This is a genomic window from Mycobacterium sp. NGS69 (genome assembly GCF_059812165.1).
In genome coordinates this window covers 91,776-115,343 of sequence record NZ_JCALCD010000005.1, presented here as the reverse complement: position 1 = coordinate 115,343, position 23,568 = coordinate 91,776, and the positions used below count along the sequence as shown (strand labels likewise).

The 23,568-nt window shown below is 70.4% G+C and carries 24 protein-coding genes; 8 read left to right on the top strand and 16 right to left on the bottom strand.

Annotated features, from left to right (window positions below):
* Positions 1 to 3: 3 nt before the first annotated feature.
* From mtrA to AC5Y2S_RS16440, 8 genes are all read right to left on the bottom strand, one after another.
* Positions 4 to 690, bottom strand: a complete 687-nt coding sequence (gene mtrA, locus AC5Y2S_RS16475; RefSeq protein ID WP_055576516.1) for a two-component system response regulator MtrA — start codon at positions 688 to 690, stop codon at positions 4 to 6.
* A gap of 80 nt (positions 691 to 770) precedes the next feature.
* Positions 771 to 1,403, bottom strand: coding sequence for a dTMP kinase (locus tag AC5Y2S_RS16470; protein ID WP_499957154.1), 633 nt, complete (start codon positions 1,401 to 1,403; stop codon positions 771 to 773).
* A gap of 91 nt (positions 1,404 to 1,494) precedes the next feature.
* Positions 1,495 to 2,967 (bottom strand): adenosylhomocysteinase, encoded by a 1,473-nt coding sequence (ahcY, locus tag AC5Y2S_RS16465; RefSeq protein ID WP_499901449.1) that lies wholly within the window; start codon positions 2,965 to 2,967, stop codon positions 1,495 to 1,497.
* A 52-nt stretch (positions 2,968 to 3,019) separates the two neighbouring features.
* Positions 3,020 to 3,631: a TetR family transcriptional regulator AlkX gene (alkX, locus tag AC5Y2S_RS16460; protein WP_499957408.1), complete on the bottom strand. Its 612-nt coding sequence runs from the start codon at positions 3,629 to 3,631 to the stop codon at positions 3,020 to 3,022.
* A gap of 35 nt (positions 3,632 to 3,666) precedes the next feature.
* On the bottom strand, positions 3,667 to 3,849 hold the full coding sequence (gene rubB / locus AC5Y2S_RS16455; RefSeq protein ID WP_068100530.1) for a rubredoxin RubB: 183 nt from the start codon (positions 3,847 to 3,849) through the stop codon (positions 3,667 to 3,669).
* Complete coding sequence (locus AC5Y2S_RS16450; protein WP_499957153.1) at positions 3,846 to 4,019, bottom strand: rubredoxin; 174 nt, start codon at positions 4,017 to 4,019, stop codon at positions 3,846 to 3,848. Before AC5Y2S_RS16450 ends, rubB begins: the two co-directional genes overlap by 4 nt.
* Positions 4,016 to 5,251, bottom strand: coding sequence for an alkane 1-monooxygenase (locus tag AC5Y2S_RS16445; protein ID WP_499957152.1), 1,236 nt, complete (start codon positions 5,249 to 5,251; stop codon positions 4,016 to 4,018). Before AC5Y2S_RS16445 ends, AC5Y2S_RS16450 begins: the two co-directional genes overlap by 4 nt.
* 101 nt (positions 5,252 to 5,352) lie before the next feature.
* A complete protein-coding gene (locus tag AC5Y2S_RS16440; protein ID WP_499957151.1) occupies positions 5,353 to 6,837 on the bottom strand; it encodes an amino acid permease in 1,485 nt (494 codons plus the stop codon).
* Between the two features lie 107 nt (positions 6,838 to 6,944).
* Between AC5Y2S_RS16440 and AC5Y2S_RS16435 the strand changes: the two genes are divergently transcribed.
* Positions 6,945 to 8,315: an FAD-dependent oxidoreductase gene (locus tag AC5Y2S_RS16435; RefSeq protein ID WP_499957407.1), complete on the top strand. Its 1,371-nt coding sequence runs from the start codon at positions 6,945 to 6,947 to the stop codon at positions 8,313 to 8,315.
* Here the strand turns inward: AC5Y2S_RS16435 and manA are convergent.
* From manA to AC5Y2S_RS16415, 4 genes are all read right to left on the bottom strand, one after another.
* Entirely contained in the window at positions 8,293 to 9,519 is a 1,227-nt protein-coding gene (manA, locus tag AC5Y2S_RS16430) for a mannose-6-phosphate isomerase, class I (RefSeq protein WP_499957150.1), read from the bottom strand. The two genes, AC5Y2S_RS16435 and manA, sit on opposite strands and share 23 nt — an antisense overlap.
* Positions 9,520 to 9,527: 8 nt before the next feature.
* On the bottom strand, positions 9,528 to 10,628 hold the full coding sequence (locus tag AC5Y2S_RS16425; protein WP_499957149.1) for a TobH protein: 1,101 nt from the start codon (positions 10,626 to 10,628) through the stop codon (positions 9,528 to 9,530).
* Positions 10,625 to 12,010, bottom strand: coding sequence for a phosphomannomutase/phosphoglucomutase (locus AC5Y2S_RS16420; RefSeq protein ID WP_499957148.1), 1,386 nt, complete (start codon positions 12,008 to 12,010; stop codon positions 10,625 to 10,627). The genes AC5Y2S_RS16425 and AC5Y2S_RS16420 overlap by 4 nt, the downstream gene beginning before the upstream one ends.
* 83 nt (positions 12,011 to 12,093) lie before the next feature.
* Positions 12,094 to 12,543 (bottom strand): DUF3499 domain-containing protein, encoded by a 450-nt coding sequence (locus AC5Y2S_RS16415; RefSeq protein ID WP_499901456.1) that lies wholly within the window; start codon positions 12,541 to 12,543, stop codon positions 12,094 to 12,096.
* Between the two features lie 186 nt (positions 12,544 to 12,729).
* Here AC5Y2S_RS16415 and AC5Y2S_RS16410 point away from each other — a divergent pair, with 186 nt between their 5' ends.
* On the top strand, positions 12,730 to 13,152 hold the full coding sequence (locus AC5Y2S_RS16410) for a metallopeptidase family protein (RefSeq protein WP_499957406.1): 423 nt from the start codon (positions 12,730 to 12,732) through the stop codon (positions 13,150 to 13,152).
* Between the two features lie 21 nt (positions 13,153 to 13,173).
* Here the strand turns inward: AC5Y2S_RS16410 and AC5Y2S_RS16405 are convergent, their stop codons facing one another.
* Positions 13,174 to 13,512, bottom strand: coding sequence for a WhiB family transcriptional regulator (locus tag AC5Y2S_RS16405; RefSeq protein ID WP_066940771.1), 339 nt, complete (start codon positions 13,510 to 13,512; stop codon positions 13,174 to 13,176).
* Between the two features lie 320 nt (positions 13,513 to 13,832).
* Here AC5Y2S_RS16405 and cofD point away from each other — a divergent pair, with 320 nt between their 5' ends.
* Genes cofD through AC5Y2S_RS16385 form a run of 4 tightly spaced genes read left to right on the top strand, consistent with a single transcriptional unit; the run spans position 13,833 to position 18,298 of the window.
* Positions 13,833 to 14,825: a 2-phospho-L-lactate transferase gene (gene cofD / locus AC5Y2S_RS16400; protein WP_499957147.1), complete on the top strand. Its 993-nt coding sequence runs from the start codon at positions 13,833 to 13,835 to the stop codon at positions 14,823 to 14,825.
* A complete protein-coding gene (locus AC5Y2S_RS16395) occupies positions 14,822 to 16,171 on the top strand; it encodes a coenzyme F420-0:L-glutamate ligase (protein ID WP_499957146.1) in 1,350 nt (449 codons plus the stop codon). Before cofD ends, AC5Y2S_RS16395 begins: the two co-directional genes overlap by 4 nt.
* A gap of 10 nt (positions 16,172 to 16,181) precedes the next feature.
* Positions 16,182 to 17,756: an Eco57I restriction-modification methylase domain-containing protein gene (locus AC5Y2S_RS16390; RefSeq protein ID WP_499957145.1), complete on the top strand. Its 1,575-nt coding sequence runs from the start codon at positions 16,182 to 16,184 to the stop codon at positions 17,754 to 17,756.
* Positions 17,699 to 18,298 carry an NUDIX hydrolase gene (locus AC5Y2S_RS16385; RefSeq protein WP_499957144.1) on the top strand — a complete coding sequence of 200 codons (600 nt, stop codon included), beginning with the start codon at positions 17,699 to 17,701 and terminating at the stop codon, positions 18,296 to 18,298. The genes AC5Y2S_RS16390 and AC5Y2S_RS16385 overlap by 58 nt, the downstream gene beginning before the upstream one ends.
* A 56-nt stretch (positions 18,299 to 18,354) precedes the next feature.
* Here AC5Y2S_RS16385 and manB read toward each other — a convergent pair whose 3' ends face one another.
* Genes manB through rfbD form a run of 3 tightly spaced genes read right to left on the bottom strand, consistent with a single transcriptional unit; the run spans position 18,355 to position 21,221 of the window.
* Positions 18,355 to 19,434, bottom strand: a complete 1,080-nt coding sequence (gene manB, locus AC5Y2S_RS16380) for a mannose-1-phosphate guanylyltransferase (RefSeq protein ID WP_499957143.1) — start codon at positions 19,432 to 19,434, stop codon at positions 18,355 to 18,357.
* 1 nt (position 19,435) lies between these two features.
* On the bottom strand, positions 19,436 to 20,335 hold the full coding sequence (locus tag AC5Y2S_RS16375; protein ID WP_499957142.1) for a glycosyltransferase family 2 protein: 900 nt from the start codon (positions 20,333 to 20,335) through the stop codon (positions 19,436 to 19,438).
* Positions 20,328 to 21,221, bottom strand: coding sequence for a dTDP-4-dehydrorhamnose reductase (gene rfbD / locus AC5Y2S_RS16370; protein WP_499957141.1), 894 nt, complete (start codon positions 21,219 to 21,221; stop codon positions 20,328 to 20,330). The genes AC5Y2S_RS16375 and rfbD overlap by 8 nt, the downstream gene beginning before the upstream one ends.
* 74 nt (positions 21,222 to 21,295) lie before the next feature.
* On the opposite strand from rfbD, the gene AC5Y2S_RS16365 reads away from it, so the two are divergent.
* Both AC5Y2S_RS16365 and AC5Y2S_RS16360 read left to right on the top strand, forming a co-directional pair.
* The gene (locus tag AC5Y2S_RS16365; RefSeq protein ID WP_499957140.1) at positions 21,296 to 22,774 is read left to right on the top strand and encodes an LCP family protein; all 1,479 of its coding nucleotides are present in this window, start codon (positions 21,296 to 21,298) and stop codon (positions 22,772 to 22,774) included.
* Entirely contained in the window at positions 22,762 to 23,484 is a 723-nt protein-coding gene (locus AC5Y2S_RS16360; RefSeq protein WP_499957139.1) for a TIGR03089 family protein, read from the top strand. The genes AC5Y2S_RS16365 and AC5Y2S_RS16360 overlap by 13 nt, the downstream gene beginning before the upstream one ends.
* The last annotated feature ends 84 nt before the right edge of the window (positions 23,485 to 23,568 follow it).

The window sequence follows — 23,568 nt, the reverse complement described above, 5'->3', positions numbered from 1 at the left end:
GGATCACGGAGGTCCGGCCTTGTATCCCACTCCTCGAACGGTCAACACCACGGTCGGGTTCTCCGGGTCCTTCTCGACCTTGGCCCGCAGACGCTGGACGTGCACGTTCACCAGGCGAGTATCCGCCGGGTGCCGGTATCCCCACACCTGTTCGAGCAGCACATCACGAGTAAACACCTGGCGCGGTTTGCGTGCCAGCGCGACCAACAGGTCGAACTCCAGCGGTGTGAGGGAGATCTGCTCGCCGTTGCGGGTGACCTTGTGCGCCGGCACGTCGATGTCGACGTCGGCGATGGAAAGCATCTCGGCGGGCTCGTCGTCGTTGCGCCGCAGCCGCGCCCGCACCCGGGCGACCAGCTCCTTGGGCTTGAACGGCTTCATGATGTAGTCGTCGGCGCCCGACTCCAGGCCGAGCACCACGTCCACGGTGTCGGTCTTGGCGGTCAGCATCACGATGGGCACGCCGGAGTCGGCGCGCAACACCCGGCACACGTCGATGCCGTTCATGCCCGGCAGCATCAGGTCCAGCAGCACCAAATCGGGGCGCAACTCGCGCACCGCCGTCAGGGCCTGGGTCCCGTCGCCGATGACCGCGGTATCGAAGCCCTCCCCACGCAGCACGATGGTGAGCATCTCGGCCAGCGAAGCGTCGTCGTCGACGACCAAAATCCTTTGCCTCATGGAGTCCATGGTGTCACCAGATCGGGACAAATTCGGCGCACCACACGGGCGTTTCGTATTCGATACGGGCAAATCGTGACAATTTTGTGCTAATCGGCCGTCAAAGACGCCGCCAGCCGCCCCGGATCGACGTCGGCGTCGACGACCAGCCAGCGCCCGCCCCAGCCCGCTTCGGCCAACTCGGCGTAGACCGCGCCGGTGCGCTGCTGCAGCCCGTCGTCGCGTTCGTAGCTGTCGCGCTCGCGGCCCGGCTCGTGCTCGGCGCGGTGCCGGGCCCGCCGCGCCGCGAGCTCGGCGGGCACCGCGAGCAGCACCTGACAGTCGGGCGCGGGCACCCGCAACCGCTCGTATTCCAGCCGGTGCACCCAGGCCGCCGCCTCGCCGGCCGCGTCCTGGTGCAGCCGCGCCGCGCTGTAGGCGGCGTTGGAGGCGACGTAACGATCCAGGATCACCACGTCGTGGTCACGGCCCAGCGCCGCGATCTCCCCGATCGCGCCGGCGCGGTCGAGCGCGAACAGCGTGGCCATCGCATACACCGACGACGCCAGGTCGCCGTGCCCGCCGTGCAACGCCTCGGCCGCGATGTCGGCGGTCACCGACTGCCCGTAACGCGGGAAAGCCAGTGTGGCAACCGACTTGCCGGCGCGTTCGAAGGCCTTGCGCAGGCCGTCGGACAGGGTGCGCTTGCCGGAGCCGTCGACCCCTTCGATCGCGATCAACACGGCGCGAGCCTATCGCCGGTATGCCGAGCAGACGCAGAATCGCACGCGAGTGGCTTCGGTGGTGCGATTCTGCGTCTGCTCGCGCAGGAAATCAGTAGCGGTAGTGGTCGGCCTTGTAGGGGCCGTCGACGTCGACGCCGATGTACTCGGCCTGCTCCTTGGTCAGCTTGGTCAGCTGGCCGCCGAGCGCCTCGACGTGGATGCGCGCCACCTTCTCGTCGAGGTGCTTGGGCAGCCGGTACACCTCGTTGTCGTACTCGTCGTTCTTGGTCCACAGCTCGATCTGCGCGATCACCTGGTTGGAGAAGCTGTTGCTCATCACGAACGACGGGTGCCCGGTGGCGTTGCCCAGGTTGAGCAGCCGGCCCTCGGACAGCAGGATGATCGACTTGCCGCTGTCGCCGAACGTCCACACGTCGACCTGGGGGCGGATGTTCACCTTGGTGGCGCCGGACTTCTCGAGCTGGGCGACCTGGATCTCGTTGTCGAAGTGGCCGATGTTGCCGAGCACCGCGTGGTCCTTCATCGCCTTCATGTGCTCGAGCGTGATGATGTCCTTGTTGCCGGTGGCGGTGATGACGATGTCGGCCTCGCCGATCGCGTCCTCGACCGTCTTGACGTCGTAGCCCTCCATCAGCGCCTGCAGCGCGTTGATCGGGTCGATCTCGGTGACGACGACGCGCGCGCCCTGGCCCTTGACCGAGTCGGCGCAGCCCTTGCCGACGTCGCCGTAGCCGCAGATCAGCACCTTCTTGCCGCCGATCAGCACGTCGGTGCCGCGGTTGATGCCGTCGATCAGGGAGTGCCGGCAGCCGTACTTGTTGTCGAACTTGGACTTGGTGACCGAGTCGTTGACGTTGATGGCCGGGAAGGCCAGGTCACCGGCCGCGGCGAACTGGTAGAGCCGCAGCACGCCGGTCGTGGTCTCCTCGGTGACGCCCTTGACCGACTCGGAGATCTTTGTCCACTTGTCCTTGTCGGTCTCGAAGCGGTTGCGCAGCAGCTCCAGGAAGACCTTCCACTCGGTGGGGTCGTCGTCCTCGGCGGGGGGCACCACGCCGGCCTTCTCGTATTGCGCGCCGCGCAGCACCAGCATGGTGGCGTCGCCGCCGTCGTCGAGGATCATGTTCGCGGGCTCGTCGGGCCAGGTGAGCATCTGCTCGGCGGCCCACCAGTACTCCTCCAGCGTCTCGCCCTTCCAGGCGAACACCGGGACACCCTTGGGCTCCTCCGGGGTGCCGTACGGGCCGACGACCACCGCGGCGGCGGCGTGGTCCTGGGTGGAGAAGATGTTGCACGACGCCCAGCGGACCTGCGCGCCGAGCGAGACGAGGGTCTCGATGAGCACCGCGGTCTGCACGGTCATGTGCAGCGAGCCGGAGATCCGCGCCCCCTTGAGCGGTTGCACGTCGGCGTATTCGCGGCGCAGCGACATCAGACCCGGCATCTCCTGCTCGGACAGCTCGATGTCCCGCCGGCCGTAATCCGCCAGCGACAGGTCGGCGACCTTGAAATCGATGCCGTTGCGGACGTCGGCGGTTAACGAACTTTCGGTCGTCGTCATAGCGTTTGCGCTTCCTTTATCAGTGGCTTAAGGGTTCCAAGCGGTACTTAGCTTAGGTATGTTCTTCCGCCACTGTAGCCGCGACCCCATGACGCTCCGCGAACGGCGTCATCAGCCGGGCCAGGTCCGCCGCCACGTCGTGGTCGGCCTCCGGCGGCATCGACACGTAGCTCAGCGCCAGCCGCACGATGGCGCGGGCCAGCACCCCGGCGTCCTCGTCGCTGGTCGCGACCCAGCTCTGGGTCAGCGACGTGGTCAGGCGCGCCGACGCCCGGGTGATGATGGGCCCGCTGTCGGTGGTGATGATCTGCAGCAGGTCGGGCTTGGCGACGCCGGTCAGCAGCGAGATCACCAGCGGGTCGGCGGCCGACTCCGCGAAGAAGGATCGGAAACCCTGCAGGAATGCCTCGTGGATGTGCCCGACGTTGGCGTCGATCGCGGACCCGACGGCGTCGACCAGTCGATCGGCCAGCCGCAGGGCGTACCCCTGCGCCAGGCCCTGGCGCGAGCCGAACTCGTTGTAGATGGTCTGCCGGCTGATGCCCGCGGCGCGGGCCACGTCCGACAGCGTGATCGCGGACCAATCCCGCGCCAGCAGCAGGTCCCGCATCGCGTCGAGCACCGAGTCGCGCAACAGGACGCGCGACGCCTCGGCGTAGGGCATCCGCTTCACAGGCGCGACAGTAGTGGTCGAGGCGTTCACGGTCTGGCCACTTCCACCATTTCGAAGTCCGATTTCGCGGCGCCGCAGTCCGGGCAGCTCCAGTCGTCGGGGATGTCGTCCCAGCGAGTGCCCGGCGCGATCCCGTCCTCCGGCCAGCCCAGCGCCTCGTCGTACTCGAAGCCGCATTGGATGCAGCGGAACAGCTTGTAGTCGCTCATGCCGTAGCTCCTATGGTCTCGAAGTCCACCTTCTCGCGCACCGCGCAGTCCGGGCAGCCCCAGTCGTCGGGAATATCCTCCCACCGCGTCCCGGCGGGAAAGCCTTCCCGCGCAGCGCCTTTCGCCTCGTCATAAACGTAGCCGCAGCCCGGGCAACGGTAGGCGATCATGCCGCCACCCCGCGCTTCGCGAGCAGCTTCTCGCGCAGCCGCGGCTGCACGTTGACCCGGGTGATGTCGCCGTCGTAGTGCGCCAGCACGCGGTGGTCCATCACCCGGCGCCACAGCGGCGGGAAGTAGGTGAGCGAGATCATCGACGCATACCCGCTCGGCAGGTTGGGCGAGCCCTCGATGCTGCGCAGCGTCTGGTAGCGACGGGTCGGGTTGGCGTGGTGATCGCTGTGCCGCTGCAGGTGATACAGGAACAGGTTGGTCACGATGTGGTCGGAGTTCCAGCTGTGTACCGGCGCGCACCGCTCGTAGCGCGCTTTCCCGGAAGGCGAGTCGAGCTTCTGCCGCAGCAGGCCGTAGTGCTCCAGGTAATTGACCGCCTCCAGCAGGCTGAACCCGAAGACCGCCTGGACGATCACGAACGGGATCAGCGCCGGGCCGAAGATCGCGATCAGCGCGCCCCACAGCACGACCGACATCGCCCACGCGTTGAGCACGTCGTTGGACGGGTAGGTCCGGGGGTCCCACGGGCTCTTGCCCAGCCGGCGCAGCCGCTGCGCCTCCAGGCCCAGCGCCGAGCGCAGGCTGCCGAACACGCTGCGCGGCAGGAACTCCCAGAACGTCTCGCCGAAACGCGCCGACGCCGGGTCTTCGGGGGTCGAGACGCGCACGTGGTGGCCGCGGTTGTGCTCGATGTAGAAGTGGCCGTAGCAGGACTGCGCCAGGGTGACCTTGGACAGCCACCGCTCCAGCGAGTCCTTCTTGTGCCCCATCTCGTGGGCCGTGTTGATCCCCACCCCGCCGAGGACCCCGACAGACAGCGCCACGCCCAGCTTGCCCGCCCAGCCCAGGCCGCCATCAAATCCGAGCCAGCTCAGGTTCGACGCGGTGAACAGGTAGGCGCCCAGGACCACGCTGAGGTACTGGAACGGGATGTACACGTAGGTGCAGTAGCGGTAGTACTTGTCGTTCTCCAGCCGTTCCATCACCTCGTCGGGCGGGTTCTGCCCGTCGGGCCCGAACCGCAGGTCGAGGATCGGCAGCAGGACGTAGAGCAGGATCGGCCCGATCCACAGCGGCACCTGCGCGGCGGCGTGCCAGCCGAGCCGGTTCAACGCCCAGACGATCGGCAGCATCACGAACAACGCCGTGGGCGCGATCAGCCCCATCAGCCACAGATGGCGCTTCTTGTCCCGCCAGACCGGCGCCTCGTCGGGCCTCAGTGTGGTCATCTGCCAAACCTCCTTGTGAGTCATGCCACGTCGAGATTGGACAATACAATCGTTTGCGTCTCGTGTCTAGACACAGAGCGCTGTTTTGTAAACCGCAGTGCTCAGCCGACCGAGGAGAGCTCCCCGGATTGCCGACGCCCCTGAACGGAGTGCCGGTACCCGTAACCGGCGTAGATCGCGGTGCCCACCACCAGCCACACGCCGAAGCGCACCCAGGTCAGCGCGCTGAGGTTCAGCATCAGCCACGCGCAGGCGGCGATCGACGCGATGGGCAGCAGTGGCACCCAGGGCGCCCGGAACCCCCGCTCCAGGTCGGGCCGGGTGCGCCGCAGGACCAACACGCCCGCCGACACCAGCACGAACGCGAACAGCGTGCCGACGTTGACCATCTCCTCCAGCTTGGCGATCGGAAACACCGAGGCCGTCGCCGCGATCACGATCGCGACCAGCACGGTGATCCGAACCGGGGTCCCGCGCGCGCCGGTCTTGGCCAGCGACCGCGGCAGCAGCCCGTCGCGGGCCATCGCGAACAGCACGCGGCACTGCCCGAGCACCAGCACCATCACCACCGTGGTCAGGCCCGCCAGCGCGCCGATCGCGATGATCTTGCTGGCCCAGTCGATGCCGTTGGCCGCGAAGGCCGTGGCGAGGTTGGCCGGCTTACCGCCGGGCACGGTCTTGAGCTGGGTGTAGGAGACCATGCCGGACAGCACCACCGACACCGCGACGTAGAGGACGGTCACGATCGCCAGCGACGCCAGGATGCCCCGGGGCACGTCGCGCTGCGGCTTCTTGGTTTCCTCCGCCATGGTGGCCACGATGTCGAACCCGATGAACGCGAAGAACACGATCGACGCCCCCGCCAGCACGCCGTACCAACCGTAGTGGCTGCTGTGCGCCCCGGTCAGCAGCGACAGCACGGACTGGTTGATGCCCGACGCCTCGTGCCCGGACTCCGGCTTCGGGATGAACGGCGAGTAGTTGGAGCCCTTGATGTAGAAGACGCCGACCAGCACCACGAAAATCACCACCGACACCTTGATGCCGGTGATCACGGCGGAGAAGCGTGACGACAGTTTGGTGCCCAGGGTGACCAGGGTGGCGACCACCGTGACGATCAGCAGCGCGCCCCAGTCGAGGTTGACCGATCCGAGTTGCACTGTGCCCCCGGCGAATCCGAACACGTTGCCCAGGTAGCTCGACCAGCCCTTGGACACGACGGCGGCCCCGATTGCCAACTCCAGCACCAGGTTCCAGCCGATGATCCAGGCGATGAACTCACCGAAGGTGGCATAGGAGAAGGTGTAGGCGCTGCCCGCCACCGGCAGCGTGGAGGCGAATTCGGCGTAGCACAGGGCCGCCAGCGCGCAGGTGACCGCGGCGATCACGAACGAGATCCAGATGGCCGGCCCGGTGATGTCGCCGGTGGTCGACGCCGTGACCGTGAAGATGCCGGCGCCGATCACCACCGCGACGCCGAACACGACCAGGTCCCACCAGGTCAACTCCTTGCGCAGCCGGGTCTCCGGCTCGTCGGTGTCGGCGATCGATTGCTCGACCGATTTCGTCCGCCATCGATTTGCCATTGGCCGCCTTTCCGCCCCGCCGGGGCCCGTTGGGACCCGTTGGACCGCACAGTACTGGGTAGTCTGCGGGCATGCGGGAGAGCGGGGGAAACATGAGGGACCACGCCGTGGTGATCGGGGGAAGCATCGCCGGCCTGTGCGCCGCGCGGGTGCTGTCGGAGTGCTATTCGCGGGTCAGCGTCTACGAGCGCGACGAGCTGCCGAGCGCGCCGGCGCACCGCGCGACGGTCCCCCAGGACCGGCACCTGCACATGCTGATGGCCCGGGGCGCGGCGGAGTTCGAGAGCCTGTTCCCCGGCCTGCTGGACGACATGGTCGACGCGGGCGTGCCCATGCTGGAGAACCGGCCCGACTGCATCCACCTGGGCGCCGCGGGCCACGTCCTGGGGACGGGGCACACGCTGCGCGACGAGTTCACCGCCTACGTGCCCAGCCGCCCGCACCTGGAGTGGCAGCTGCGCCGGCGCGTCCGCGACATCGACAACGTCGAGATCATCCGCCGTTCGGTCGCCGAGCCGCGGTTCGACCCCGCGCGCCAGCGGGTCACCGGCGTGCTGCTGGATCCGCAGGGTGACGGCGAGCCCGAGTTGGTGCCGGCCGACCTCGTCGTCGACGCCGCGGGCCGGGGCACCCGGTTGCCGGTTTGGTTGGAGCAGTGGGGATACCGGCGCCCGGTCGAAGCGACCATCGACATCGGCATCAACTACGCCACCCAGCAATTCCGCATGCCGGAGGGCCTGATCGCCGAGAAGGTCGTGGTCGCCGGGGCCTCCCACGACGAGTCGCTCGGGCTGGGCATGCTGCACTACGAGGACCGCGTGTGGGTGCTGACGACTTTCGGCGTGGCCGGCGCCAAGCCGCCCGCGACGTTCCCCGAGATGCTGGCGCTGGCCGGCAAGCTGCTGCCCGCGCACTTCAATGCCGCACTGGCGCAGGCGGAACCGGTGGGCGAGCCGGCTTATCACGCGTTTCCGGCCAGCCGGTGGCGCCGCTACCACAAGCTGGACCGCTTCCCGGCCGGCATCGTCCCGCTCGGTGACGCCGTCGCCAGCTTCAACCCCACCTTCGGGCAGGGCATGACGATGACGGTGCTGCAGGCCGGCCACCTGCGGCGGGCGCTGGCATCGAATGACCTTGCCGGTGAACTGAATCGGGCCACGGCCAGGACGACCTACCCGGTGTGGATGATGAACGCCATCGGCGACGTCACCTTCCACCACGCCCGGCCCAAGGGGTCGGCGCCGTGGTGGTGGCGGCCGTCCGGCGCGCTGTTCGACCAGTTCCTCGGCGCCGCCGAGACCGATCCCGTGCTGGCCGAATGGTTTTTGCGCCGGTTCTCGCTGCTGGACAGCCTGTACATGGTCCCGCCGCCGCGGATCGTCGGCCGCGCCATGGCGCACAACATGCGGCTGTGGCTGCGCGAGCGCCGGACGGCCGCCAAGCCCCGGCGGCCCCTCACAGCCCTACGGTCGCCCTGAAAAGTTTGGCGGGCTCGCGCGCGACGAGGCGGATCGGTCCGTCGTCGGCCGCCACCCATGCCGCCATTCCACGCTCCAGCGTGAGCGATCCGGACTTGGCGTGCACCGTGGTGCAGCCCTGGGTGGACAACAAGATCTGCGGGCCCTCGTGGGCGCAGCCCGCGTCGACCTCGTGGCCCAGGTACTCGCCGTCGAGCGCCAGCAGCGCGACCGCGAACTCGTCGGTCGGGGTCTGGTAGATCCGGCCGAACCCCTCCCGGCGGATGGGCGGGTGCAGCTGCGCCTCGGTGGTGGGCGTGAAGTCCAGCACCCGCAGCAGCTCGGGCACGTCGACGTGCTTGGGGGTGAGCCCGCCGCGTAACACGTTGTCGGAGTTGGCCATCACCTCGACGGCGAAACCGCGCAGATAGGTGTGCAGGTTGCCAGCCGCCACGAAGATGGCCTCCCCCGGGGCCAGGGTGATGCGGTTGAGCAACAGCGCCGCCAGCACCCCGGCGTCACCGGGATAGCGTTCGCCCAGTTCCAGCACCGTCTTGGCTTCGGCCGCGAATTCCGTTGCACCGGAGCTGACGTAGTGGATCGCGCCGTCCAGCACGGCGGGCACCAGCACGTCGATGTCGGGCTGGGGTGCGGTGATCCAGGTGGTGAACAGCGCGCGCAGTCCGTCGGCGTCGGACTGGTCGTTCAGCAGGTCGATGTAGGGGTCGAGGTCGGAGACGGCCAGCGCGCGCAGCAGCTCGACGGTCCGCGACGCCTGACGAAAGCCGGCCAGCGCCTCGAACGAGTGCAGCGCCACCAACAACTCCGGCTTGTGGGAGGTGTCGCGGTAGTTGCGGACCGGCGAGGTCACCGGGATGCCCAGCCGCTCCTCGCGCAGGTAACCCTCGACCGCCTGCTCGGCGCTCGGGTGGGCCTGCAGGGACAGCGGCTCATCGGCGGCCAGCACCTTGACCAGGAACGGCAACACGTCCCCGAAGCGGGCGCGCGACCTCGGGCCGAGCTGCCCCTCCGGGTCGGCGACCAGCGCCTCCAGCAACGAGACCTCGCCCTTACCCGTCTCCAGCCAGGCCGGGTCGCCCGGGTGCGCGCCGAACCACAGCTCGGCCTCCGGGTGGGCCGCCGGGACCGCCCGCCCGGTGAATTCCGCCAGGGCGGTGCGCGATCCCCACGCGTACGTCCGTAAGGCCCCGCGAAGCAGTTCCACTTGTCTCTTTATCCCCGCACCAGTCGCATATAAACCGCGGCCATCTCCAGCCGAACGGCCAATACTGCCAGTTGCTGCTCGGCGCTGATGGCGCCCCCCAACGCCGGCGCTACCGTGGAGCCGGCCGCGCCGCCGGGCCCGTCGGGCACATCCTCGGCGGCGAGCAGGTAGACGTTGTCGAGCCCGGCGGTGCGGGCGGCCACCACCGTCTGCTCGTCGCGCAGCGTCAGCGCCAGCACGCGGAGCCGGTCGGGCCGCGGCCCGTCGATCTCCTCGTCGTGGAAGAGGTCCTCGACCGAGGACGCGGCGCCCCCATGGGCCGCCGCCCGCAGCGCCGCCACCGCGTCGGCCAGCCCCGTGGCGGCGACCACCTCGTGGGCGACCCGCAGCAGCACCGAACTGCCGTGCCGGGCCAGCGCGAGCGTCGCGGCGCAGTCGCCGGCCAGCGCGGCCCGGCGATTGGCCAGCCGCTCGGCGATCGTCTTGGCCGGGTTGGTAAACAGCTCGCGGCCGGCACTGTTGCGCAGCGCCTCGGCGTCCAGCTCATCGGCGAGCGACCCAAGGTCGACACCGGGTCGCGGGTCGACGGTTCGCAGCACGGCCAGGCCGGCGGCCAGGTACCGGCACAACCCGAACTCGGCGGGAACCAAGACCCGCGGCTCGAGCACCGCGGCCCGCCCCGCCGTGGAGTCGCGCAGCGGACCCTCGTACGGCGCCGCCACGACGACCCGCGCGCCCCGGCGCACCCCGGTCGCGGCGGAGCTGACCAGCGCGGGATCGCCGGGGTCGTCGCCGGCGACGATCAGCACGTCCAGCGGGCCGACCCACGGCGGCGCCTCGCCGACGACGGTGATCGGCTGGGATGCCGACCCGCCCAGCGTCGCGGCCAGCAGGGCACCGGCGGTCTCGGCGGTCCCGCGGCCGGCCACCCAGATCACGCTGCGCGCGCGGTCGTCGGCCCGCAGCCCCTCGAGCGCGCCTTCGTCGGCCGCGGCGCCGATCGCGCGCACCTGCGCGCCCGCCGACGACGCCGCCCGCAGCAGGCCCTCCCGGTCGGCGTCCAGCAGGCCGCCGGTGTCCTCCAGGTCGATCACCCGGGTGGTGCTCACGGGGCGGCCTCTTGGGCCGCGATCTGGGTGCTGATCGCGGCGACCAGCGCGTCGACGTCCTCGGTCGTGCGGCCCTCCACGTTGAGCCGCAGCAGCGGCTCGGTGTTGGAGCTGCGCAGGTTGAACCAGCTGCCGTCGCCCAAATCGACCGTCACCCCGTCCAGATGATCGATGGACTGAATCCGGGTGCCGAACGACTTCAGCACCGCGTCCACACAATACGACGCGTCGGCCACCTTGAAGTTGATCTCGCCGGAGGACTCGTAGCGCTGGTAGTCGGCGGTCAGTTCCGACAGCGGCCGGTCCTGCTCGCCGAGCGCGGCGAGCACGTACAGCGCCGCCAGCATCCCCGAGTCGGCGCCCCAGAAGTCGCGGAAGTAGTAGTGCGCGGAATGCTCGCCGCCGAAGATCGCGCCGGTGTCGGCCATCAGGCCCTTGATATAGGAGTGGCCGACCCGCGAGCGCAGCGGTGTGCCGCCGCGTTCGGTGACCAGCTCGGGCACCGCGCGGGAGGTGATCACGTTGTGGATGATCGTGGCGCCGATCTCGCGGCCCAGTTCGCGCGCGGCCACCAGGCTGGTCACCGTCGACGGCGAAACCAGGTGGCCGCCCTCGTCGACCACGAAGCACCGGTCGGCGTCGCCGTCGAAGGCCAGCCCGATATCGGCGCCGCTGTCGCGGACGAACTTCTGCAGGTCCACCAGGTTGGCCGGGTCGAGCGGGTTGGCCTCGTGGTTGGGGAACGAGCCGTCGAGCTCGAAGTACAACGGCAACAGCGTGATCGAGTCGATCGCGCCGAGCACCGCCGGGGCGGTGTGGCCGGCCATGCCGTTGCCGGCGTCCACGGCCACCCGCAGCGGGCGCAGCCCGGAGGTGTTCACCAGCGACCGCAGGAACTTCCCGTAGTCCGCCAGCACGTCCTGATCGGTGACCGTGCCGGGTTGCCCGTCGTACGCCGCGACCCCGGCGATCACGTCCTCGGTGATGACGCCCAGCCCGGTGTCGGCGCCCACCGGTTTGGCGCCGGCCCGGCACAGCTTGATGCCGTTGTAGGCGGCCGGGTTGTGGCTCGCGGTGAACATCGCGCCGGGGCAGTCCAGCAACCCCGAGGCGAAATAGAGCTGGTCGGTGGACGCCAGGCCGATGCGCACCACGTCGAGGCCCTGGCCGATCACCCCGCCCGCGAACGCGGCGGCCAGCCCCGGCGAACTGTCCCGCATGTCGTGGCCGATGGCCACCCGGCTGGCCCCCTCGGCGCGCATCAGCCTGGCGAACGCGGCGCCGAGGTCGGTGACCAGTGACTCGTCGAGCTCCTCGCCGACCAGCCCGCGCACGTCGTACGCCTTGACGACACGGCGAACGGTCGCGGCGGACCGGGGCATGCGAAACTCCTGACGCTCCTGACAGTGTGGCTCTTGGCGCCAGCCTATCGGCCCGGGAAAAACCTGTGGCGCGTTAGCCGCGGCTAGTCAGCCGGGTCGGGCAACACCCGCAGATGGCCCCGGCGCCGACCGGAACGATGTTCGGGGGGCGCGAGCAGCCCGCTGCTCGGCGCGGTGGCATGGGCCCCCGCGTGCTGAATGTGGGGATCGGCAAAGCCGTTGACCGGCGCGGCCCCGTACGGCATCGCCGCGTCGGCCGGGCGACCCTCGCGCACCGCGTCGGCCAGGGCGACCAGGTCGTCCTCGTCCGGATGGGCGGGCTCGGAAAGGAGGGGTCCGGCGTGCCGCACCAGCTCCCACCCGCGGGGCGCGGTGATCCGGCCGGCGTGGCCGACGCACAGGTCCCACGAGTGCGGTTCCCGCGCGGTGGCCAGGGGGCCAACCACTGCCGTCGAGTCCGAGTAGACGAACGTCAAGGTCGCCACGGCATAGTGCGGACACCCGGGCCGGCAACAGCGACGGGGAACGTTCACGATCGAAAGGCTATCGTGCGGAAACGTCGTGGAAGCGCCGGACACGCGCATCCGCACGACCCGCGATTCCCAACCGTTACCATCGGCCCGATGAGCGATTCCCGCGGCGATTCCCGCGGCTCCCCGCAAAGCGATCGGTCGCGGCGCCGTTCGGCTTCCTACCGTGCGTCGCGCCGCGGCCGCGATATGCGGGGCCCGTTGCTGCCGCCGACGGTGCCGGGCTGGCGAAGCCGGGCCGAGCGGTTCGACATGGCGGTGCTGGAGGCCTACGAACCGATCGAGCGGCGCTGGCAAGAACGCGTCTCGGAGCTCGACGTGGCGGTCGACGAGATCCCCCGCATCGCCGCGAAGGATCCCGATGCCGTGCAGTGGCCACCCGAGGTGATCGCCGACGGGCCGATCGCGCTCGCCCGCTTGATCCCGGCCGGCGTCGACGTCCGCGGCAACTCCACGCGGGCACGAATTGTCTTGTTCCGCAAGCCGATTGAGAGACGGGCCAAGGACACCGTCGAACTTGGCGAGTTGCTGCACGAAATCCTGGTGGCCCAGGTGGCCATCTACCTGGACGTCGAGCCCTCGGTCATCGATCCCACGATCGACGACGAATGACGTTGCGGGCGGGCGCCGGGGTCAGATGATGCCGCGTTTGAGGCGGCGGCGCTCGCGCTCGGAGAGGCCGCCCCAGATGCCGAAGCGCTCGTCATGGGCCAGGGCGTACTCGAGGCACTCGTGGCGCACCTCGCAACCGAGGCAGATCTTCTTGGCCTCGCGGGTGGAGCCGCCCTTCTCCGGGAAGAAGGCCTCGGGATCCGTTTGCGCGCACAGCGCGCGGTCCTGCCACTGATCCGGGGTCGGCAGCGGTTCGGGCTCGGGCTCGAAAACGACTGGGGCGTCGGGAACCACAGTCAGGTGCGGGCGGACGGGTGCCGCCGGCATCGCGCCGATGGTGCTGTGCGGTGTGCTTGTCATAACGCCCCGAAGGTGCTCATAAGACATGCTTCGTCCGCCTCCTCAGGTTTGATTTGAGAGAGTGAGTGAGTTCCCACTGTTCTGATGTACAGACAATTCGAACATGTGATCGAATCTCGGTCTGCGACACCGGAATCGGCCGGCCAACCGGGAAATGACACTGATGTGATTAGACACTTGTTGACCTGCCTGGTCAAGCGTAATGGCGAATTTCCATATCATCTCGTGACCAAATTCCGGCGTTTCCGTTGTTTTGCGGTCTTCGGCGTGTCGATCACAGTCCCCACGCGGGCAGTACTGTCGAGCCCTGTGAAGGTCAAGTGAAGGTCACGGTTTTGGTCGGCGGGGTGGGCGGCGCCCGGTTCCTGCTGGGGGTTCAACAGCTGCTCGGGCTCGGTCAGTTTTCGCAACAGGGCCAAAATGGCGGCGGACACGAACTGACCGCGGTCGTCAACGTCGGCGATGATGCGTGGATCCACGGGGTGCGCGTCTGTCCGGATTTGGACACCTGCATGTACACCTTAGGTGGAGGTGTCGACCCGGAGCGAGGGTGGGGTCATCGCGACGAAACCTGGCACGCCAAAGAGGAATTGGCGCGCTACGGCGTGCAGCCGGACTGGTTCGGGCTCGGCGACCGCGACCTGGGCACCCACCTGGTGCGCACTCAGATGCTGAACGCCGGCTACCCGCTGTCGCAGATCACCACCGCGCTGTGCGACCGCTGGCAACCCGGCGCGCGGTTGCTGCCGGCCACCGACGACCGCTGCGAGACGCACGTGGTGATCACCGATCCCGCCGACGACGGCCGGCGCGCGATTCACTTCCAGGAGTGGTGGGTGCGCCACCGGGCCCAGGTGCCCACGCACAGTTTCGCGTTCGTCGGCGCCGAAAAGGCCAGCGCCACAGCCGAAGCGGTGGCGGCCATCGGCGAAGCCGACGTGATCCTGCTGGCGCCGTCCAACCCGGTGGTCAGCGTCGGCGCCATCCTGGCGGTCCCCGGCATCCGCGGGGCGCTGCGCGCGGCCACGGCCCCGGTGGTCGGCTACTCACCGATCATCGGCGGAAAGCCGTTGCGCGGCATGGCCGATGCATGCCTTTCGGTGATCGGGGTCGAGTCCACCGCGGAGGCGGTCGGCCGGCACTACGGGGCGCGGCGGGCCACCGGGATCCTGGATTGCTGGCTGATCCACGAGGGCGATGAGGCCCACATCGAGGGGGTGGCGGTGCGCGCGGCGCCGCTGATCATGCGCGACCCCAAGGCGACGGCCGAGATGGTCGCCGCGGGGCTGGAGCTCGCGGGCGTGAACCTGTGACCGAGCACGGCACCGGCGCGGCGATCGAGATCCTCCCCGTCACCGGGCTCCCCGAATTCCGGCCCGGCGACGACCTGGGCGCGGCCGTCGCCGCCGCGGCGCCGTGGCTGCGCGACGGCGACGTCGTGGTGGTGACCAGCAAGGTGGTGTCCAAATGCGAGGGCCGCCTGGTGCCGGCCCCGCGGGACGCCGAGGAGCGCGACCGGCTGCGCCGCAAGCTGGTCGACGACGAGGCCGTGCGCGTGCTGGCGCGCAAGGGCCAGACGCTGATCACCGAGAACCGGCTCGGCCTGGTCCAGGCCGCCGCCGGGGTGGACGGATCCAACGTCGGCCGCGACGAGCTGGCGCTGCTGCCGGTCGACCCCGACGCCAGCGCCGCCGCGCTGCGCGCCGGGCTGCGCGAGCGCCTCGGCGTCGGCATCGCCGTGGTCATCACCGACACGATGGGCCGCGCCTGGCGCAACGGGCAGACCGACGCGGCCGTCGGCGCGGCGGGCCTTCGCGTGCTGCACGGCTATTCGGGGGCCGTCGATGCGCACGGCAACGAGCTGCTGGTCACCGAGATCGCGATCGCCGACGAGGTCGCGGCCGCCGCCGATCTGGTCAAGGGCAAGCTGACCGCGATGCCGGTGGCCGTGGTGCGAGGGCTGCCCGGCGGCGTTGTGACCGACGACGGCACGACGGCGCGGCAGCTGCTGCGGCCCGGCGAGGAGGACCTGTTCTGGCTCGGCACCGCCGAGGCCCTCGACCTGGGCCGCCGCCAGGCCCAGCTGTTGCGCCGGTCGGTGCGCCGGTTCAGCGCCGAGCCGGTGCCACCCGAGCTGATCGAGGCCGCCGTCGCCGAGGCGCTCACCGCGCCGGCCCCCCATCACACCCGGCCGGTCCGGTTCGTGTGGCTGCGCACCCCGGCCACCCGGACCCGGCTGCTGGACCGCATGAAGGACAAGTGGCGCTCCGACCTCACCGGGGACGGCCGGCCCGCCGACTCGGTCGAGCGGCGGGTGGCGCGCGGCCAGATCCTCTACGACGCGCCCGAGGTCGTCATCCCGTTCCTGGTCCCCGAGGGCGCCCACGCCTATCCCGACGCCGCCCGCACCGCCGCCGAACGCACCATGTTCACGGTCGCGGTCGGGGCGGCCGTGCAGGCGCTGCTGGTCGCGCTCGCGGTGCGCGGTGTGGGCAGCTGCTGGATCGGCTCGACGATCTTCGCCGCCGACCTGGTCCGCGCCGAGCTCGAGCTGCCCGCCGACTGGGAGCCGTTGGGCGCCATCGCGATCGGATACGCCGAGGAGCCGCCCGGGCCCCGCGCCGCGCCGGAACCCGGGGATCTGCTGCTGCGCAAGTAATACTGAGCCCATGCGTTTCGCGGGCAAGGCGGCGGCGTCGGCCGACAAGGTCCGCGGCGGCTACTACACCCCGCAACCGGTGGCGCGGTTCCTGGCCCACTGGGTCCGCGAGGCCGGCCCGCGCATCGTCGAGCCGTCCTGCGGCGACGGCCGCATCCTGCGCGAGCTGGCGGGCCTCAGCGACCGGGTGCGCGGGGTGGAGCTGATCCCCGAGGAAGCGGCCAAGGCCCGGCGGTTCGCGCCCGTCGACGCCGAGAGCCTGTTCGCCTGGCTGGCCCGTGCCGAGCCCGGCGGCTGGGACGGTGTCGCCGGCAACCCGCCCTACATCCGCTTCGGCAACTGGGCGCCCGATCAGCGCGACCCGGCGCTGGAGCTGATGCGCCGCGAGGGGCTGCGCCCCAGCCGGCTGACCAACGCCTGGGTGCCGTTCGTCGTCGCGAGCGCGGTCCTGGTGCGCGACGGCGGACGGGTGGGGCTGGTGCTTCCGGCCGAGTTGCTCCAGGTCGGCTACGCCGCGCCGCTGCGCGAGTTCCTGCTGAGCCGGTTCCGCGAGATCACGCTGGTGACGTTCGAGCGGTTGGTGTTCGACGGCGTCCTGCAGGAGGTCGTGTTGTTCTGCGGGGTCGCCGGGCCGGGCCCGGCGCGCATGCGCACGGTCCACCTCAGCGACGCCGAGGCTTTGGCGGGCGCGGAACTCGGTGCCGCGTGGGCCCCCGCGCTGCTGCACGAGAAGGAGAAGTGGACCAAGTACTTCCTCGATCCCGCCGCGATCCGGCTGCTGCGCGGGCTCAAGGCGTCGCCGGCCATGGCCAGGCTCGGCTCGCTCGCCGACGTGGACGTCGGGATCGTGACGGGCCGCAACAGCTTCTTCACCTTCACCGACGAGCAGGCCGGCGAACTGGCGCTGCGGCCGCACTGCGTCCCGCTCGTTTCCCGCAGCGCGCAGCTGTCCGGGCTGGTTTACGACGGCGACTGCCGCGCAAGCGATCTCGCCGCGGGACATCGGACGTGGCTGCTCGACGCGCCGCCCGAGCCGGCCGACACCGCCCTGCTGGGCCACATCGAAGCCGGGGAGGCCGCCGGGGTGCACCGCGGCTACAAGTGCTCGATCCGCGAGCCGTGGTGGATCACCCCGTCGCTGTGGATGCCCGACCTGTTCCTGCTGCGCCAGATCCACCGGTCCCCGCGGCTGACCGTCAACGCCGCCGCGGCGACGAGCACCGACACCGTGCACCGCGTCCGGCTCGCGCCCGGCGTCGACGCGAGCGCGCTGGCCGCGGTGTTTCACAACAGTGTGACGTTCGCCTTCGCCGAGATCGTGGGCCGCAGCTACGGTGGGGGCATCTTGGAGCTGGAACCCCGCGAAGCCGAGCAGCTGCCCATTCCCCCGCCCGCCTATGCCGGCGACGGACTCGCCTGCGACGTCGACCTGTTACTGAAGGCGGGCGAGGTCGACAAGGCGCTCGACCTCGTCGACCGGCGCGTGCTGATCGACGGGCTCGGCCTGTCCCCCGACGTCGTGATCCGATGCCGCGCGGCCTGGGTCTCGCTGCGGGATCGCCGAACGAGGCGGGGATCGCGGTGAGCCTTTGGGAGTCGGCGGTCTCGATCCTCGGCAACTGGCGCGCCCCCGACCCGGGGCAGGACTCGTTGCGGCACGCGGTGCTGGCCTTCGTGCACGGCCGTCCCGACGCCTGCCGCCGCGAGTGCGTGCCCGGGCACGTCACCGCGTCGGCGCTGGTGCTCGACCACACCGGTTCGCAGGTGCTGCTGACGTTGCACCCCCGCCTGGGCCGCTGGGTGCAACTGGGCGGGCACTGCGACGAGGATGACGCCGACGTCGTCGCCGCCGCGTTGCGCGAGGCGACCGAGGAATCCGGCGTCGACGGCCTGCGCATCGAGCCCGAGCTGGCCGCCGTGCACGTGCACCCGGTGACCTGCTCGCTGGGCGTGCCCACCCGCCACCTCGACCTGCAATTCATCGCCCACGCGCCCGCCGGCGCGCGGATCGCCATCAGCGACGAGTCCGACGATTTGCGGTGGTGGCCCGCCGACGCCCTGCCGGACGGCACCGATCACGCGCTGACGTATCTGGTTTCGCGGGCTATGGGCCGTGCGTCACGCTAGCGTGGCTGTCGGCGCCGAGCGGTACGCCAGCGTGACGTTCGGCGCAAACAACTGCCTCACACGTCGGACGAGTAGCGGATCCCGCCGTCGGGAATGGCGACGCCGGGCCACACCCGGGCGCCGCGCAACAGCTCGCAGCGCGCCCCGATGTCGGCGCCGTCGCCGATCACGCCGTCACGGATCAGCGCCCGCGGGCCGACGCGCACCCCGAAGCCGATGATCGAGCGCTCGATCACGCTGCCGGCCTCGACCTTCACACCGTCGAAGATCACCGCCCCGTCCAGCCGCACGCCGGGGCCGATCTCGGCGCCGCGCCCGACGACCGTGCCGCCGATCAGCACCGCCCCCGGCGACACCGCCGCGCCGTCGTGCACCAGCTGCTCGCCGCGGTGGCCGTGCAGCGCCGGCGACGGCGCGATCCCGCGGACCAGGTCCGCCGACCCGCGCACGAAGTCCTCCGGGGTGCCCATGTCGCGCCAGTAGGTGGCGTCGACGTAGCCGCATACCTTCACGTCGGGGTCGGACAGGAGGGCCGGGAACACCTCGCGTTCTACCGAGACCTCACGGCCGCGTGGGATCCGGTCGATGATGGCGCGCTTGAAGACATACGTGCCGGCGTTGATCTGGTCGGTCGGCGGGTCCTGCGTCTTCTCGAGAAAGGCGACGACACGGTTGGACTCGTCGGTGGACACGCAGCCGAACGCGCGCGGGTCGCCCACCCGCACCAGGTGCAGGGTGACGTCGGCGTGCTGGTTCTCGTGGAATTCGAGCAGCTGGCCCAGGTCGGCGCCGGACAGCACGTCGCCGTTGAACACCATCACGGTGTCGTGGCGCAGGTGGTCTGCGACGTTGGCGATGCCCCCGCCCGTGCCCAGCGGCTGTTCCTCGGTGACGTATTCGAGCTGCAGGCCCAGCTTGGAGCCGTCGCCGAACTCGGCCTCGAAGACCTGGGCCTGATAGGACGTGCTCAGGATGACGTGCTCGATGCCGGCCGCGGCGATCCGCGACAGCAGGTGGGTCAAGAACGGCAGCCCGGCGGTGGGCAGCATGGGCTTGGGCGCGGAAAGCGTCAGCGGCCGCAGCCGGGTGCCCTTGCCGCCGACGAGGACCACCGCGTCGACCTGTGAGGTTCCCATTTCAGTGCCGCCCTCCCGCCGCGTTCCGTCTACTCAGGCGACGCGCGCTGCGCACCATCAGCCGCGAACGCACCACCAGCGAGGCCCGCAGCGTCCAGCGCAGCGGCGCACGCCACCAACCAGAATGCCGGTCGGCGAGGAACAAATAGGTGCTTTTGTGATGAGCGGCCAGGTGGCGTGCCGGGTCGTGGCCGGTGGAGTGGCCCTTGTCGTGCAGTACCTCGGCCGTCGGCACGTAGACGTTCAGCCAGCCGGCCTTGCCCAGCCGGTCACCGAGGTCGACGTCCTCCATGTACATGAAGTAGCGCTCGTCGAACCCACCGACCTGGTGAAACGCCGACCGCCGCACGAGCAAGCAGGACCCCGACAACCAGCCGACCGCCCGCTCGCTGGGCTCCAGCCGTTCCTGGCGGTAGGCCGCCGTCCACGGGTTGCGCTTCCAGAACGGCCCGATCACCGCGTGCATGCCGCCGCGGATGAGGCTGGGCAGGTGCCGCGCCGACGGATACACCGACCCGTCGGGGTCGCGGATCAGCGGCCCCAGCGCGCCGGCGTGCGGCCAGCGGGCGGCGGCGTCCAGCAGGGCGTCGATGCTGCCCGGGCCCCACTGCACGTCGGGGTTGGCCACGATCACCCAGTCGTCGTCTACTCCCCCGCCCTCGGTCAGTTGCGCGACCGCGCGGTTCACCGCGGTCCCGTAGCCGAGGTTGGCGCCGGTGTCGAAGAACCGAACGTTCGGGAAGCGCTCGACGGCCGCCTGCGGCGACCCGTCCGTGGATCCGTTGTCGGCCAGCAGCACGCTGACCGGGCGCTCGGTGGCGATCGACAGGGAGGCCAGGAACCTCTCGAGGTGCGGGCCCGGCGAGTAGGTCACCGTCACGACCGGCAGGACGTCAGTCACGCGTCGAGGGTAACGGTCGATCGCCGGCGGACGCGGCCAGCGCCGCGACAAGCGCAGGGCGCCAGGGCCTTAACGGTGTCAGGCCGAGCGCGGCGGACTCGCGGCTGCCCAGTGCGGAGTAGGACGGGCGCGGCGCGGGGCGCGGGAAGTCGTCGGTCTTGACCGGTCGCACCCGGTCCGGGTCGGCGCCGCATTCGGCGAACACCGCGCGGGCCTGCTCGAAACGCGACACGGCCCCCTCGTTGGCGGCGTGCAGGATGGGCCCGGGCACCCGCTCGTCGGCGACCTGCAGCAGCGCGACGGCCAGGTCGCCGACGTAGGTCGGCGATCCGACCTGGTCGTCGACCACGTCCACCGGGCCGTCCCCGGCGGCCAGGCGGCGCATGACGGCGACGAAGTCCTTGCCGGTTCCGCCGGTGTACAGCCACGCGGTCCGCACCACCACCGCGTCGGGCAGCGCCGCCAGCACCGCCTCCTCACCCGCCAGCTTGGACAGCGCGTACACGCCGCGCGCGTCGGTCTTGTCGCTCGGCTCATACGGGCGCGGCCCGCTCTCGGGTGGAGGGCCGGTGAACATGTAGTCGGTGGAGACGTGGATGAGCCGGGCGCCGACCTTCGCGCACGCTCGCGCCAGGTGCCCCGGGCCGGTCTCGTTGACCGCGTAGGCCCTCGCCTCGTCGCTTTCCGCGCCGTCGACGTTGGTGTACGCGGCGCAGTTGACGACGACGTCGCCGGCCCGGATGATCCGTTCCGCCGCGGCCGGGTCGGTGATGTCCCACTGCGCCGACGTCAGCGACAGCAGGTCGCGGCCCCGATCGGCGGCCAGCGCCGTCAGAGAAGTGCCCAATTGCCCGCCCCCGCCGCTGATCACAAGCCTTTCCGACATGTGTTGAGTCTGGCATGGCACAGGCACGCCGCTTTCAGCTACCCGAGAAGCGGCTGTGTCACAAGTAATCTGTTGTGATGCCTGTGCAACGTGTGGTTCGTGTGGTTGCCACTGTGCTGACCGTCGCGGTCGTTTTCGGGACCGGAATCGCCTGGAGCAACGTCCGCGCCTTCGAGGACGGCATCTTCCACATGTCCGCACCGTCGCTGGGCAAGGGCGGCGACGACGGCGCGATCGACATCCTGCTGGTCGGCCTCGACAGCCGCACCGACGCGCACGGCAACCCGCTGTCGGCCGAGGAGCTGGCGACGCTGCGGGCCGGCGACGAGGAGGCGACCAACACCGACACGATCATCCTGGTCCGGATCCCGAACAACGGGAAGTCGGCGACCGCGATCTCGATCCCGCGGGACTCCTACGTCTCGGCGCCCGGCCTGGGTAAGACGAAGATCAACGGCGTCTACGGCCAAACCCGGGAGGCCAAGCGGGCCAGCCTGGTCAAGGCCGGCGCGTCGGCCGCCGAGGCCGAGGCGCAGGGCACCGAGGCCGGCCGCGAGGCCCTGATCAAGACCGTCGCCGACCTGACCGGGGTCACCGTCGACCACTACGCCGAGATCGGGCTGCTGGGCTTCGCGTTGATCACCGACGCGCTCGGCGGCGTCGAGGTCTGCCTCAAAGAGCCCGTGTACGAACCGCTTTCGGGCGCCGACTTCCCGGCCGGCCGGCAGAAGCTCGACGGCCCGCAGGCGCTGAGCTTCGTCCGCCAGCGCCACGACCTGCCGCGCGGCGACCTGGACCGGGTGGTGCGCCAGCAGGTGGTGATGGCCTCGCTGGCGCACCGGATCATCTCCGGCCACACGCTGTCCAGCCCCACCACGCTGAAGCGGCTGGAGGCGGCCGTCCAGCGCTCGGTGGTGATCTCGTCGGGTTGGGACGTCATGGATTTCGTCCAGCAGCTGCAGAAGCTGGCCGGCGGTAAGGTCGCCTTCGCCACGATCCCGGTGCTCGACGGGGCCGGCTGGAGCGACGACGGCATGCAGAGCGTGGTCCGGATTGACCCGCACCAGGTCGCCGACTGGGTGGGGAGCCTGCTGCAGGACCAGGCGCAGGGCAAGACCGAGGAACTGGCCTACACGCCGGCCAAGACCACCGTCGACGTGGTCAACGACACCGACATCAACGGGCTGGCGGCCGCGGTGTCGAACGTGTTGAGCGCCAAGGGGTTCAGCTCCGGGACCGTCGGCAACAACGATGGCGGCCACGTCAAGGGCAGCCAGGTGCGCGCCGCCAAGACCGACGACCTGGGCGCGCAGCAGGTCGGCAAGGAACTGGGCGGGTTGCCGGTCATCGCCGACCCGTCGTTGCCGGCCGGATCCGTCAAGGTGGTGCTCGCCAACGACTACACGGGGCCGGGCTCCGGCCTCTCCGGCGGCCCGGACACCCAGGTGCTGCCCGCCGGGGCGTCCAACGCGGGCGGCGCCGGCGGCCCCAACACGCCGCCGCCGTCGCCGATCCTGACCGCCGGCTCCGACAAGCCCGAGTGCATCAACTGAGCACCCTGTCGGGCGCGATCCTGGACCCGATGCTGCGGGCCGACCCGGTCGGTCCGCGCATCACCTACTACGACGACGCGACGGGCGAGCGCATCGAGCTGTCCGCCGTCACGCTGGCCAACTGGGCGGCCAAGACCGGCAACCTGTTGCGCGACGAGTTGGGCGCCGGGCCGGCCAGCCGGGTCGCGGTCCTGCTGCCGGCGCACTGGCAGACGGCGGCCGTGTTGTTCGGGGTGTGGTGGATCGGCGCCGAGGCGGTGCTCGAACCGGGCGCGGCCACCGACCTGGCGCTGTGCACCGCCGAGCGGCTCGACGAGGCCGACGCTTCGGTGGCGGGCGGCGAGGTCGCGGTCCTTTCGCTCGACGCGTTCGGCCGTCCCGCGCCCGACCTGCCGATCGGCGTCACCGACTACGCCACCGCCGTCCGGGTGCACGGCGACCAGATCGTCGCCGAACGCCACCCCGGCCCGGCGCTGGCCGGCCGATCGGTCGAAGAGGTCCTGGCCGATTGCGAAAGGTCGGCCGCGACAAGGGAATTGACATCCGGCGACCGGGTCCTGTCCACCGCCGCCTGGTCCGATCCCGACGAATTGGTGGACGGCCTGCTGGCGATCCTGGCCGTCGGCGCGTCGCTGGTGCAGGTCGCCAATCCCGACCCGTCGGCGCTGGAGCGCAGGATCGCGACCGAAAAGGTCACCCGGGTCCTTTAACGCCGCCGGCGCGCACCGACACATATTGATATCGCAATATTTGGATGTTAACGTCGTGCAAGCATTAACCGACGCTGTGACGAC